13 protein-coding genes and 2 pseudogenes are annotated in these 12,408 nt (G+C 68.5%); 1 reads left to right on the top strand and 14 read right to left on the bottom strand.

Annotated elements, in window-relative coordinates; translation table 11 throughout:
• Positions 1-94: 94 nt before the first annotated feature.
• On the bottom strand, positions 95-322 hold the full coding sequence (locus ABT061_RS26385; protein ID WP_350922688.1) for a dihydrofolate reductase family protein: 228 nt from the start codon (positions 320-322) through the stop codon (positions 95-97).
• Positions 319-1,368 carry a sigma-70 family RNA polymerase sigma factor gene (locus ABT061_RS26380; protein ID WP_350922685.1) on the bottom strand — a complete coding sequence of 350 codons (1,050 nt, stop codon included), beginning with the start codon at positions 1,366-1,368 and terminating at the stop codon, positions 319-321. The genes ABT061_RS26385 and ABT061_RS26380 overlap by 4 nt, the downstream gene beginning before the upstream one ends.
• 426 nt (positions 1,369-1,794) lie before the next feature.
• Between ABT061_RS26380 and ABT061_RS26375 the strand changes: the two genes are divergently transcribed.
• Positions 1,795-2,532 (top strand): hypothetical protein, encoded by a 738-nt coding sequence (locus ABT061_RS26375; protein ID WP_350922683.1) that lies wholly within the window; start codon positions 1,795-1,797, stop codon positions 2,530-2,532.
• Positions 2,533-2,728: 196 nt separating this feature from the next.
• Here ABT061_RS26375 and ABT061_RS26370 read toward each other — a convergent pair whose 3' ends face one another.
• The 12 genes and pseudogenes from ABT061_RS26370 to ABT061_RS26315 form a co-directional block, all read right to left on the bottom strand.
• Positions 2,729-3,502, bottom strand: a complete 774-nt coding sequence (locus ABT061_RS26370) for a sporulation protein (RefSeq protein WP_350922681.1) — start codon at positions 3,500-3,502, stop codon at positions 2,729-2,731.
• Positions 3,503-3,519: 17 nt separating this feature from the next.
• A complete protein-coding gene (locus ABT061_RS26365; RefSeq protein ID WP_350922678.1) occupies positions 3,520-4,770 on the bottom strand; it encodes an SPFH domain-containing protein in 1,251 nt (416 codons plus the stop codon).
• A gap of 48 nt (positions 4,771-4,818) precedes the next feature.
• The gene (locus ABT061_RS26360) at positions 4,819-6,375 is read right to left on the bottom strand and encodes an SPFH domain-containing protein (RefSeq protein WP_350922676.1); all 1,557 of its coding nucleotides are present in this window, start codon (positions 6,373-6,375) and stop codon (positions 4,819-4,821) included.
• Between the two features lie 394 nt (positions 6,376-6,769).
• Positions 6,770-7,540, bottom strand: coding sequence for a hypothetical protein (locus ABT061_RS26355; protein WP_350922673.1), 771 nt, complete (start codon positions 7,538-7,540; stop codon positions 6,770-6,772).
• A 457-nt stretch (positions 7,541-7,997) separates the two neighbouring features.
• Complete coding sequence (locus ABT061_RS26350; protein ID WP_350922671.1) at positions 7,998-8,543, bottom strand: GtrA family protein; 546 nt, start codon at positions 8,541-8,543, stop codon at positions 7,998-8,000.
• 40 nt (positions 8,544-8,583) lie between these two features.
• A pseudogene (locus tag ABT061_RS26345) lies at positions 8,584-8,940 on the bottom strand (NUDIX hydrolase); the annotation flags it as partial.
• Positions 8,941-9,084: 144 nt separating this feature from the next.
• Positions 9,085-9,276, bottom strand: coding sequence for a helix-turn-helix domain-containing protein (locus ABT061_RS26340; protein WP_350922895.1), 192 nt, complete (start codon positions 9,274-9,276; stop codon positions 9,085-9,087).
• Between the two features lie 81 nt (positions 9,277-9,357).
• A pseudogene (locus ABT061_RS26335) lies at positions 9,358-9,429 on the bottom strand (recombinase family protein); the annotation flags it as partial.
• A gap of 183 nt (positions 9,430-9,612) precedes the next feature.
• On the bottom strand, positions 9,613-10,185 hold the full coding sequence (locus tag ABT061_RS26330; RefSeq protein WP_350922669.1) for a dihydrofolate reductase family protein: 573 nt from the start codon (positions 10,183-10,185) through the stop codon (positions 9,613-9,615).
• 306 nt (positions 10,186-10,491) lie between these two features.
• Positions 10,492-10,725, bottom strand: coding sequence for a hypothetical protein (locus tag ABT061_RS26325; RefSeq protein ID WP_350922666.1), 234 nt, complete (start codon positions 10,723-10,725; stop codon positions 10,492-10,494).
• Positions 10,726-10,753: 28 nt separating this feature from the next.
• A complete protein-coding gene (locus ABT061_RS26320) occupies positions 10,754-11,176 on the bottom strand; it encodes a DUF6069 family protein (protein ID WP_350922663.1) in 423 nt (140 codons plus the stop codon).
• A 655-nt stretch (positions 11,177-11,831) separates the two neighbouring features.
• Entirely contained in the window at positions 11,832-12,392 is a 561-nt protein-coding gene (locus ABT061_RS26315; protein ID WP_350922660.1) for an acyl-homoserine-lactone synthase, read from the bottom strand.
• Between the last annotated feature and the right edge of the window lie 16 nt (positions 12,393-12,408).

The following is a 12,408-nucleotide window of genomic DNA, read 5'->3' as shown; positions in this document are numbered from 1 at the left end:
GCTACCGGCCCACCCACAAAACCTTCCAGTACCAGCTGGACCTGTGAGGTTCCCGGTGGTGGCCGGGCGTCCCGCCGCCACCACCGGGAACGGCTCAGCCGACGACGCGGAACCGGATGCTCGTCGCGTGCGGCACCTCGGTCAGCTCGACGCGTTCGAGCTTGACGTCGGTCCCGCCCGGGTGGTCGAACAGCCGGACGCCGTCGCCCAGCATGACGGGCACGACGAACACAAGGCACTGCCGGGCGGTGTTGGCGCCGAGGATGTTGACGTACCTGTGTGGTTGACCCGTGCTGAGACGGCGGATCGCGCGAAAACTCATCGGTGTTCGGGAAACAGCGTCGTGGGCAGGGCGAACGCCGGGAACAGGCCGGGGTCGTGGAAGGCGGTGGCCTCCACGATCCGGTCGTCCTCGATCCGCATCACGGAGATCCCGAAGGCGCTGTAGGCGGGCTCGCCGGGGCGCCGTACGTAGGTCGCCAGGGCCGGCTGCCGGTTGGCCCGGGTGGGCACCATCCGGAACCGGCCCACGTAGTCGGGTGAGCCGGTGTCCCAGCTCGCCGCCAGCGCCGTCATGACCGCGTCGCGCCCCCGGAACCACATGGGCCACGGCGGCATCGCCGTCCGTACGTCCTCGGCCAGCAGGTCGGCGACCGCGGCGAGGTCGGCGCGTTCCATCGCGTCCATGTAGCGCCGCAGCACCGCCCGTTCCCGCTCGGTGGGCTCGGCCGACGGCGCCCAGTCCAGGCGGTGTTCCGGCAGGTGCTCCTTCAGCGTCGTCCTGGCTCGCTGCAACGCGCTGTTCACCGAGGCCACGCTGCCCTCCAGCAGCGTCGCGGTCTGCTTGGCGGGCCAGCCGAGCACGTCGCGCAGGATCAGCACTGCCCGCTGCCGGGGCGGCAGGTGCTGGATCGCGGCCAGGAACGCCAGCTCGATCGTCTCCCTGGTGACAGCCACAGAATCCGGCTCGGTATCGCTCGGCGCGACCGGCTCCCACAGCCGGTCAGGGAACGGCTGCATCCACGCGATGTCGGTACGGGGCGGCAGCGAGACGCTCGGATCCGACGGCCCGGACAGGTACTGGGGGAGTACCCGGTGCGCCCGGCCGTCGAGGACGTCGAGGCACGCGTTCGTCGCGATCCGGTACAGCCAGGCCCGGAACGTGGAGCGCCCCTCGAAACCGCCGAGGCTCTTCCACGCGCGCAGGAACGTCTCCTGCACCAGGTCCTCCGCCTCGTCGAACGAGCCCAGCATCCGGTAGCAGTGCACCCGCAGCTCACCCCGGTGACGCTCGACGAGCGCCGCGAACGCGGGCTCGTCGCCCGCCCGCGCGGCGTCCACCACCGCGTCGCCGTCACCCGTGCCCATCAGCCGCCCCTCGCCCCTACCCCGGCCGCCGGCCGAACTCTGGCAGAAACCCTACGACAGACTCGCCCGGCACCTGGAACCCGGCGGTGAGGGGCGACTGATCCTGTCGGGCCTGCCGAACGTCTCGCCCCGCTGACCCGTGCCGAGCCCCTGTTCGCCTTCGGAACAGCGATTCCGCAGGTGGATGACGAAGGATTTCGCGTTCTGAGTTCTCCGCCGCGCGTCTTCACGCCGTCCTGCGAAAACCGGGGCCGTGCTTGAGATCGCCCTGGTTTCGGTATCTCTCGGACGGTCCGGCGATAGGGTGCACACGTGCGTTGATCTTCCGGGCGGCGGCCAGGTGCCGCCGCGGACGGCGTGGGCGACCCCGGCAGACGGGGCCGCCCCGGCAGGCATACCCGCCACCATCCCACCGGAGATCACACGATGCCCGCTCAGCGGCCCCTCACCTACCACGCGTTCGTCGAACTCGCCGCCGCCGACCCCGCCGTCGTCGGCCTCGTCCTCAAGGGCTCCCACGCCCACGACGACATGACCACCGACCACTCCGACCACGACCTGTACGTGGTCCTCGCCGACAGCGCGACAACGGACCTCACCCGGTTCACCGGCCACCGCACTCCCAAGCTCGACCTCGTCATCATTTCCCTCGCCGAGTTCCGCGCGGCCGGAATGCCAGGCTTCGAGCGCTACGCCCTCGCCCGCGCCCGGGTCGTGCTCGACCGGCTCGACGGAGGCATCGCCCGGATCCTGGCCGCCAAGGCGCGGCTCGATGCCGATGAGGCGTTCCGGGGCTCCGGTGAATGGCTCGACGCCTATGCCAACTCCCTCTACCGCTCCGTCAAGAACGACCGTGACGGACACGCACTCGCCGCCCGTCTCGATGCCGCCGACAGCATCCGATTCTTGCTGGAGCTGCTCTTCGCGCTCGACCGTCGCCCATGTCCCTACAACAGGTATCTGGAATGGGAACTCGCCCGATACCCGCTACCCGGCTGGGACACCGGAATGCTGCTGGACGCCGCGGACCACATCTTGGGAACGGGCGACGTGCCCCTGCAGCGGCGCCTCTTCGCCCAGGTCGAGGCGGCGGCCCGCCGCGCCGGGCACGGCGCGGTGCTGGACGCATGGGGTGAGGACCTCGACCTGATGCGACCGCGATAGGGCATACCGCGAACGGCCCCCGCGGTGCCGCTCGCGCCGCTGGATGCGGCTTGCCTGTCCCAGAGGATCGAAAGCGGGCTGCCAGGCCGACGTACGAGTCGTGGTGTGAGGTGGTTCCCGTCTCCCGCCGGCCGGACAGGCCTCGGCCCGGCCACCGGGTGGTGGTGGCCGGGCCGGGGCCGTGACGCGAGAAAGGTCAGAACCAGCCGCGCTTCTGGGCCATGGCCTGGAGGCCGGCGCGCAGCGACTGCTCGACCTGGCCCGGGTGGTCGTTGTAGTGGACGGTGAAGCGGCTGTAGGTGTCGTGGCTGGAGGACAGGAAGCCGCCGCGCTTGTCGGCCTCCAGGACGACGTCCATCGCCTGGGGACCGGCGATGAAGGTCAGCTCCAGCTCGTTGAAGTGGCGGTGGTACTCGCCGCCCGCGTAGTACTCGATCTCCTGGAAGAACGGCATCCGTGAGCCGTGCAGGGTGCCCCGCTCCAGGTCGGCCTTCTTGAAGCGGAAGCCCATCCGGTCCAGCGCGCCGAGCAGGTGGTCCTGGGCGGGCAGCGGGTTGACGAACAGCGGGTCGAGGTCGCCCTTGTCGAGCGCGCCGGCCAGGGCCAGCTCGGTGGAGACGCCGAGCTGCATGCCGCGCAGCGGGTGGCCGCCGATGGCGCTGATCGGGGTCTCCCAGGGGACCTGGATCTGGAAGGGGGCGGACTGCGGGGCGCCCGCGGCCAGGTGGAACGGTCCGGTGATCTGCTGGCGCAGGAAGCTGTAGGTCGACTTGTACTCGTTGTCACCGCTCTCGACCTCGACCACGGCGGTGAAGTCGATGAAGATGCCCTCGACCTTGTAGTCGGAGCCGCCGCCGCGGAAGTTGACCTGCCCGCGCAGGACCTCGCCGGGCCGCACGTGCGAGTTCTGCAGGACCGTGTCGACCTCGACACCCGCCCCGAACGCGGCCATCAGCTTACGGAACACCATCTTGACTCCAGGTTTTCTCAGGGGATTTGGTTCGGCGGGGCGACCTGGCCGTTGCCGCCGCCCAACTGGGGCAGGAGCTGGGCCAGAAGCAGGGTGGACAGCGCGGAGGTGTCGCCGGAGGCGCCGGTGGTGCGGACGACGACGGGACGAGGTGCGTTCTCCGCGAGTTTGGCGCCCACGTCGAGCCTGCGGCGGGCCAGCTCGTACTGGAGCACGGCGCGGTTGTCGCGATAGGAGTCGGCCAGCCTGCGCAGCCCCTTCGCCTCGTTCTCGGCGGAGGTGAGCTCGGCCCGGCCCTTGGCCTCGATCTCCCAGCGCACCCGCTGCGCCTCGGTCTCGTGCTCCTCCAGCATGCGGGCGACGTCCTTACGCGCTGTGTTGGCGGCGGCTCGTACCTCGACGATACGCGCGTCCCGCGTCTTCTTGGAGCGTTCGATCTCCATCAGCAGGGTGTCGATCCTGCGCTTGCGGGTGAGCTCCCACTCGCGCTCGAAGGCCGACAGCTCCTTGGCGACCTTCTCCCGGGTGGCCAGGTGCTGCTGGTATTGGTCGGGCAGCTGCACGTCGGGGATGTTGGCGCCGGTGATCCGCACGCCGTACCGGCCGAGCTGGCGGGTGAGGAGTTCCTGCATGTCGCCGACGTCGGAGCCGCGCAGGTCGTAGGCGCGCTCGGTCCGCACCAGGCGGCTGCGCTGGCGGATGGCGTCCTGTACGGCGCTGCTGAGCACCAGGTCGAAGTTGCCGGCGCCGATCGTACGGACGAAGGCCACCGGGTCGACGATGCGGAACTTCAGGAAGAACTCGATCGACTTGAGCGGGACGTTCTCCGCGGTCGGGCAGGCCACGATCGGTGCGGAGTAGGGGATCTCGGTGGAGGTGTCCACCACCGCGTCCACCCGGTCCCACGGCAGCCACAGGTAGTGACGGCCGGGAGGCAGCGTGCCGACGATCGCGCCCCACCGGCTGCGCACGCCGGTGGTGCCCTCCTCGATCTCGATGATCGCCCGGCGCCAGAGCCAGATCAGCGCCACCACCAGGAAGAACACCGCGCCGACCGCGGCCAGCAGGGAGAACACCCCGTCGGCGAGCGCGGCCGTACCCGCCAGGTAGAGGGCGAAGAACAGCAGCGTCACCCAGGCGAAGCCGCGCCGGTCCTTGGGGATCACCACCGGGACCAGCTGGCCCGACTCGCCGCCGCGCAGCAGCTGGCGGATCTCCGACCAGGAGGCCAGGGATTCCTTGATCTTGGAGAATTCTCCGTTGCTCACTGGGTCCTCACCGCTCCTCGTTCGCCTCGTGGTCCGTTCCGGTGCACGTCAGTCCTCATCTCGTACGGGAGCGGCGACGTCGGCGGGCGGGTTGAGCAGGGCGGCGATCTCCGCCCCGCGCTCCTCGACGCGGCCGCCGATCTCGGCCATCCGCGCCCTGATCGCGGCCATGTCCGCCTCGGAGAACAGCTGCGCCTCGCGGCTGCCGACCAGCTGCCTGGCCAGCGCGAGCAGGTCGAGATCGACGTCCTCGCCGACCTGCACCAGGCGCGGCAGGTGCGAGGCGACGGACTCCAGCTTGTCGAGCAGGTCCTGCTGGAACCGGTAGTCGAGGATCTCCGGCGCCTCGGCGGCGCTCAGCGCGCGGATGTCCAGCGCCTGGGCCTCCAGCAGCGCCGCGTTGGCCTTGGCGGTGGACTCCGCCTCCACCAGCCGCTGGCCCGCCTGGGCCTTCGCCTGGTGCGAGGCGCGCTCCAGCGCGGTGTCCATCCGGGCCTGGTATCCGGCGATCTCGGCGTGGATGGCCGACAGCTGCTCCTGCAGGCCGGCCAGCTCCTTGATCAGGTCGCCCTCGTTCTGCTCCTTGCGGAGCTGGAGCTCGTACTCGTAGGTGTACGCCTCCTTGGCGACCCTGATCATCTCGGGGGCGGCCAGGTCCATCCGGTACTCCTGGCTGGACGGCTCGGCGTGCGTGATGTTGACGTCGGTGAGCCGCACGGCGGGCAGGAACTGCTGGTTGAGGTTGTCCAGCATGCCCATCGTGCTCTCGCCGACCAGGTCGTAGATCTCCTCGGCGCGCTGGGAGTAGATCAGCGAGCGGGTGACCTCGCTGATGGCGTTCTGCAGCTTGGCCTGGAAGCCGCTGACCGAGCCGAGTACGAAGATGAACTCGGCCGGGTCCTCGATCCGGAACTGCAGGAACAGATCGACGCTGGCCTTGACGCCCTGCTGGGTGGGAGCCTCGCGGATGGGCGCGTTGAAGGGGTACTCGCGGGTGGTGTTGACGATGTAGCTGACCCGCTTCCACGGGTTGAACAGCGTCACCCGGCCCGGCTCGGCGATCTGCACGAGCTTGCCGAACTTGGTGATCAGGGCCTTGCAGCCCTCGGGCACCATGACCACGCTCCTGCGCCACCACAGGAACACCGTGGCCAGCACCAGCACGGCCCAGTAGTGCGGGCCGAACAGCACCCGCGCCCCGTCCGGGAGGCCGGTGGCGACCAGCCCGACCAGGCCGAGGCCGGCCAGCACCACCAGCGGGATGATCACCTTGGCGGCGCCGCTCTTGGGGATGACCACGGGGGAGATGACGTGGACGGGCTCGCCGTGCTGGCCGTTGCCGCTGAAGCTCCGGTTGACGATCTCGCCGGCCTCGTTGAGCGGCGCGCTGCGGGCCTCGATGATCGTGCCCGGGGAGGCGCCCTGGTCACGGGCGGCGGCGAAGTCGGAGGGGTTGAGCGCGAAGCCCTCGCTCCCGGCGGCCCCGGGACTCCCGGCGGCCTGCCCGGTCACCTGCCCGGCGAACTGTCCGACGGCCTGCCCGACCACCTGGCGCATGTCGCCGCCCTGCCCTATCGTCTGGGCCGCGGCCCTCGCGTACTGCATGGCTTCTCTTGGCCGGGACATCACACCTCCGAGGTAGTCATATGTCGAAAGCTCGATATATCACGCTTTGTAAGCACGGGCACATCGGCCAGTAAAGGGGACCCCGCTTGCGGTTCACTTGCTTTGCGGTTAAGCCGGTCGCCCCGGCGGGAGACCGTACGGGGGGTGCCACCGGAATACGGCGGAAACGGGCCGCCGGAGGCCGACCTGACAGAGTCAATGCTCTCCAGTCCTGGACTGACCGACCTGCCGACAGGGCGACCGAAGCGCTCGGCCGGCATCCTCGGCCGGCCAAGCCCGGTCGCGCCCGCCGCGGCGTCGACGGCAGGCGGCCTAGCGCCGTCTGCCGTCCGGCCCTGACGGGTCTGCCGCTCCCCGGCTCGCCGTGTGTTCTTCAGGACGGGTGCGGCCCTGCCAAGAGCTCGCCGACCTGGACGACCGCGAACTCGACCTGGCTCTGGCCCTCCTCCCAGTTGGCGATCAGCGTGCAGCCCTCGTCGGCGAGCAGGTCGCCGCCCGACCGCTCGGTCCGCAGGTACATCAGCCCCTCCTCGCCTTCGGTGCAGAAGAAACTCAGATGGGCGAACAACTCGGGCGGCGTGAGGTCGGCCAGCGCCTCCTGCCACTCCTCGGCCGCCTCCGCCTCGAGGGGAAGGAGGCTTTCGGGGCCCGTGCCGAGCGCGGTGGCGACCCGCATCGCGTCGAAGAGCGTGCCGTCCGAGACCAGCCGCGGGTAACAGACGGTCCAGGTGTCGCGCAGATCGGACGCGGCGAGGTCGTACCGCGCCAGCAGGGGAGCCAGGTCGCCGCCCAGGACGAGCCGGCCCGCGAAGCACGCCGCCGCGAGATCCGCCTCGAACTCCGGCGGTAGCCCGGCCTTGTCGAACTCGAAGACCGACCGGCTCGCGTCGAACTCCAGCAGCGGCTCGTCCAGGTCGAAGATCGGGCAGTCCCAGACGACCGGCTCGGCGCCGCGGAGGGCGGCCGGGTTCACCCAGGCGGTGTCCCGCGCGAAGCCGAGCTCGTCGATGAGGTTGCCGCCGAAGAACGTCGCATAGATGGCGTCGGCGTCGAAACTCGCCAGCGGACGGCCGAGCAGGATCTCAAAGGCACCGGTCAGCTGTTCTCGCCACGGGCCCGAAATGTTCGCAGAAGCGGAGTTCATGCCGGGACCATATAGGCCGGGCCCATCATTCCAGACCGAGTTCGTCGGAAGCGGGCCAGCGCGTCGGCCACTGAGATGGAGCGCCTACGCCGCCGCACCGACGATTTCGGGAGTTGGGGTGCAGTTAACCAGCGTGTCATGGGCCGCCAAACCTGGAGATCGCAGCTCGATCACCAAGATGAGAGCGCACAGGCAAAAGGGCACCGGGTCGTTCGGCGACCCGGTGCTGTGCTGGCTGACGTGTAGGATCCGCGATTCCGTGAGCAAGTGCGGCTGATCGTGAGCACTGTCCAAGCAAGTCCGCGTGATCATGAGCTTTGGTAACGCTCCGTGATGTCGGACTTACGGGACTTTTGTTCGCTATCTGTTCGGCGGTCATCCGCGGGGCCGGGCTCGTGGGGCGCAGCAGCGGCATGAAGCAGTCCAACCGCCGAAACGGCTTCTGGATTCGCTGCCATCAAGCCGCCTCGTCCGTGGAATCGGGAGTGGGAGCCAGCCGCACGCTGCCGGACTGGACCTTCTCGTCGGGGAAGACCCACTTCCGGAGCGCCCAGAAGCGGAAGACCATGGCGATCAGCGTGCCGATGATCTGCGCGCTCATGAAGTCGGCGATCTCCTGGGTCACCAGGCTCACATCCGGGGTCTCCAGGCGAAATACGTACCGGGAGATCCATAGCGGCGCGGAGCTGAGCACTAGACCGACGCCACTGACCAGGAAGAACAGTGCCGCCTCGTGACGGCGCTCGTGGCCGCCCCTGGTCCGGAACGACCATTCGCGGTTCAACACGTAGGACACGATCGTCGCCACGAGCACCGCGATGATTTTCGCGGTCACCGGCTTCGGTTCCAAAATGGTCAGCTTCAGCCCGTAGAACACCGTGTTGTCCACTAAGAACGCTGTTCCGCCCACCACCGCGAACTTCAGCAGTTCGCGGTGCTTCAGCGCAAGTGCGTGCAGCGGTTCCGGTAATCTTGCGAGTACTGCGTTTGCTATTCGGAGCACCCCCGATCTTCTCACCGGTCGAACACCCTGGTAGCAAGATTTATGGACACGGCTTATCCGGCTGGAACCGTACCTGACGACGAATCCGTGTGATCATGAGCTTTTGATAACGCTCTGCGATGTCGGACTTACGGGACTGGTATCGGCGGAGTGCCTCCTGCCCGTCTGGAATGAACCGGTGCTGCCTCACGGCTTCGCTCAACTCGGCGCTCGTCAGCCAGCCCACCCAGCTCACCGCATTGGGATCGGGCGAGACGTCGCCGGTGATGACCGCTTCGTGCACCCCGAGCCAGTACGAGCCGATCTCGCCGTGGCACAGGAACTTGACCACTTCATGCACCGGTACGTCGACGCCTAATTCTTCCGTGATCTCGCGCGTGGCCGCTGCCTGGTAAGACTCCCCGACATCTCGTGCCCGGCCATGTCAATCCCGTGATCATCGTCTGCCTGGCCGGCGTTGTGCTTGGCGCGGTATTGGCGATCAGGGCCGCTCGCAAGAGCCCTAAAAGAAACCGCAGGAAGAGACGTTCTCGTGAACGAATCAGTGCCCGCTTTCCGCTTCTAGCTCGGCTCGCGCTGTTGGCTGTTCGACGGCAGGGCGGCCCATCGCGAGTTCGGACACGTACTTGTAGATCGTGGACCGGCTGACGTTCAGCAGCCGGGCGATCGAGGACACGGTGGCGTCGGGCTGGGTGAGCAAGGCGCGGGCGTGCCGGACCTGCTCGAGGGTCATCGCGGGCGGGCGGCCGAGTCGGACGCCACGAGCCTTCGCGGCGGTCAGACCCTCGTGGGTGCCTTCCACGATGAGTTCGCGGATGAACTCGGCGAGCGCGGCGAAGACGTGGAAGACGAGGCGGCCGCCGGGGGTGGTGGTGCCGAGGGCCACGACATCAAGGACGAGGACGTCGCCCGGCTCTCCCCGCTCAAGGACCGGCCCATCAACTTCCTGGGTCGCTATCTGTTCAGCATCAAGGCCAGCGGGCCCGGCCAGGGCCTGTGTCCGCTGTGCGACCCAGGCGCCGCCGCCGGGGAAGACCTGGACGACGGCGCCTAGATGACCGGAGCGCCCTCAGCGGAGGACGTCGAAGACCTGCTTCTGCAGGCCGTTGCTGTAAGCCTCGTGCTCGATGAGCTTGAGCTTCTGGGTGTCCTTGTCGGTGGCGGGGAACAGGCGCTTGCCGGCGCCGAGCAGCAGCGGGTAGACGAGGAGGTGGTAGCGGTCGATGAGGCCCGCGTCGGCGAGGCTGTTGTTCAGCGAGGCGCTGCCGTGGACGATGATCGGGCCGCCGTCGGTCTCCTTGAGGGCGGCGACCTCGTCCAGGGAGCGAAGGATGGTCGTCTCGCCCCAGTTGGAGACGAGCTTGTCGTCGGTGAGGGTGGTGGAGACGACGTACTTCGGCATCGTCTTGTAGTGCGCGAACTCCTCCATGTCCGGCCACACCGGGCTGAACGCCTCGTAGCTGACCCGGCCCATCAGGACCGCGGTGGCCTCCTGCTGCTCCCGCCCCTTGATCTCGAACGCCTCGGGGGCGAACTCGACCTCCTTGAAGGTCCATCCGGTGTTGCGGTAGCCGGGCTCGCCGCCCGGGCCCTCCACGACGCCGTCGAGTGAGATGAAGGCGGAGCTGATCAGAGTACGCATGGTGATTTCCTTCGGGTGTGTGGTGTTCTGTCTTGCTCACCGCCGCTTCGGGGGTGTCCGAGGGGCGGGGGCTCGGTGGGGTGTCCGGGGGGCAGCGGAGGAGGCCGGTCAGCCAGTGCTGCCAGGCGGCCTCTGCTCCGTGCGTGTCCGGCCCGAACAGGTGGTGGAACATCAGTGCGGTGCCGGGGCCGTGGTGGAAGGTGTGGATCGCGTCGGTGGTGCGGACCTCGATGCGCTCGTCGTCGGCCCAGACCACATCGCCGTTCAGCGGCGGCAGCCCCGCCGGCTCGGCATGTGCCCGGTCGCCTACGGCGGCCGGGGCCGGCAGCGACAGCCCACGGGTGAGTGTCGCCCGGGTCTCCTGCGCCGACACCTGCCCTGCGACGGCGCGAAGGCGAAGACGGGGACCGTCGTGCGTCCGGGGAAGTGGGCCAGGTACTCGCGCAGCGTGTGGAGGTGGAAGGGCCGGCCGCGGCGCAGGGCGTCGTACTCGTCCTGCCTGTCGTCACCGAGCAGGCCGCTGTGGACGACGCGGAGCACGGTGCTGCTTCCCAGGTGCGTGCGGCAGCTATCGCAGGCGGGAACGGAGCCCCGGAATGACGATGGCAGCGACCGCGATGTGGGTGAGGATCAGCGTCACCCGCGTAGCGGCGTCAGTATCGGGGACCAGGAAGTCGGGCAGAAGAGACACCGCCAACAGCGCGACGGCTGTTCGGACGAACGCCCGGGCGGGCCGATCTGACCACCTCCGGAAGGAGGCTGCCAGCGCGACGCCCACGACAGAGAACACAAATGCAAGCTGCGTGAAGCCCGGCAGTGGTATTCGCTCACCGCCGATCTCAAGCGACACGCCGAAGGTGTCCGCCGCAGCGGCGACCACCGTCGCGGCGACAGCACCTCCCGCGGCGAATGCGAGGCCCGGCAACCACAGCGCGCGACGGCTGGTCGTGATCGGCCCGTGGTCAGGGGTGATCGAGGTAGATCTGGACACGTCGGTCTCCTTGCCGAGGGGTGGATGGCCGTTTGCGTCTGTGGTCGGTTTTCGACCACGGCTGCGTCGGATACCACTTCAGTGTTCAACCGAAAGGAATAATTGTCAAGACAGGAAAAATTGTCGGTCCTGAGTGCCAGCTGACCGCACACGGCCGCTGCTGTGCGTGGTTCTCACAAATGACTGATTGTGCGAGGTCAGCGGCACCTTCGTTCGGCGAGACGTTCGCCCAGGTCGCCACTCGCAGGACTCCTCTCAGAACCGGAACGTTCTAAGAAATGGTTCTGAGACGCTCACGACCTGCGCGAACGCTCTACTTGGCGGCTGGTGACACGGACCCGAGTGGAGGGCCTGGAGGCGTGGATGGCCCAGCGCGTTCCGGCGGCCGGGGAGGTTGCGCTGTTCGTCAACGCCCGCGGCCGGCGCCTGACGACATCGAGACCGCCCGCCGATACACGCTGCCGTCGGAGGACGAGCGCCGCGCCGCCATCGAGAACTTGCCCACCGACGAATGACACCCCCGAAGGAGGCCGCCAGGCAAGGGCGACCGGGGCGCTCACCGAAAACAGCCCGAAAAAACCGGACAGAAAAATCACAGAAGACCCGCTGATTCTCGCCGCCCCGGCGCCCCCGTCCTCCGTGCTGGAGGCGGGGGCTAGGACTCGTCCTGGCAGGGAATCGTCGCCGCCGTCGGCGCGGCAGGCGCGTTCTCAAGGAAGGCCTGGGTTGAGACGGCATAGGCGGAACACAGAAGCCGGCCAAGGCGTGTCGCCCTGCCGTCACCGAAACGCCGGGTGGGAACACCCATGACATGCAGGCGCCGTTCCAAGGCCACGCCTGAGACCGCGACCACCGTGTCACCGTACCGATCAACCCAGCGAAACGCGTCCCGGAGCAGCGCAAGGGCAAGCGGGCCGAAACCCGCTGCCGTAGTGCGGGGCCAGGCCCGGCCAGTGGCCAGGCGGCTGAGCTCCCAGATGCTCGGATCGCGAGGAGCGGGGGCGCCGCGCAACGTCTCGGAGAAGACGTCGGGGATCATATAAGGACCGTCGGTGGGCAGGAGCCGACAGCACCCCGTGACCTCCCGGCAGACCTCCCCATGGCTGATCACATAGACCGGATCGCAGTCGTCGTAGGAGTCTCGCTCCATTCCGTGGAGGCTGTCGACGTCCCAGCGGAGGCGTTCGTAGAACACCTCGTAGCGGAGGCGGAACATGCCGGTGAGTAACCAC

Origin of the sequence: Streptosporangium sp. NPDC002544, assembly GCF_040295965.1 — a bacterium.
Lineage (GTDB): Bacteria > Actinomycetota > Actinomycetes > Streptosporangiales > Streptosporangiaceae > Streptosporangium.
Note: the sequence above shows the minus strand (reverse complement) of the source record. Positions and strands in the feature narration are given on the sequence as shown.

Excerpts from the sequence above, each read along its gene's own strand:
- ABT061_RS26385 (WP_350922688.1), bottom strand. The coding sequence starts at position 322 with ATGAGTTTTCGCGCGATCCGCCGTCTCAGCACGGGTCAACCACACAGG.
- ABT061_RS26380 (WP_350922685.1), bottom strand. The coding sequence starts at position 1,368 with ATGGGCACGGGTGACGGCGACGCGGTGGTGGACGCCGCGCGGGCGGGC.
- ABT061_RS26375 (WP_350922683.1), top strand. The coding sequence starts at position 1,795 with ATGCCCGCTCAGCGGCCCCTCACCTACCACGCGTTCGTCGAACTCGCC.
- ABT061_RS26370 (WP_350922681.1), bottom strand. The coding sequence starts at position 3,502 with ATGGTGTTCCGTAAGCTGATGGCCGCGTTCGGGGCGGGTGTCGAGGTC.
- ABT061_RS26360 (WP_350922676.1), bottom strand. The coding sequence starts at position 6,375 with ATGCAGTACGCGAGGGCCGCGGCCCAGACGATAGGGCAGGGCGGCGAC.
- ABT061_RS26355 (WP_350922673.1), bottom strand. The coding sequence starts at position 7,540 with ATGAACTCCGCTTCTGCGAACATTTCGGGCCCGTGGCGAGAACAGCTG.
- ABT061_RS26340 (WP_350922895.1), bottom strand. The coding sequence starts at position 9,276 with ATGACCCTCGAGCAGGTCCGGCACGCCCGCGCCTTGCTCACCCAGCCC.
- ABT061_RS26330 (WP_350922669.1), bottom strand. The coding sequence starts at position 10,185 with ATGCGTACTCTGATCAGCTCCGCCTTCATCTCACTCGACGGCGTCGTG.
- ABT061_RS26315 (WP_350922660.1), bottom strand. The coding sequence starts at position 12,392 with ATGTTCCGCCTCCGCTACGAGGTGTTCTACGAACGCCTCCGCTGGGAC.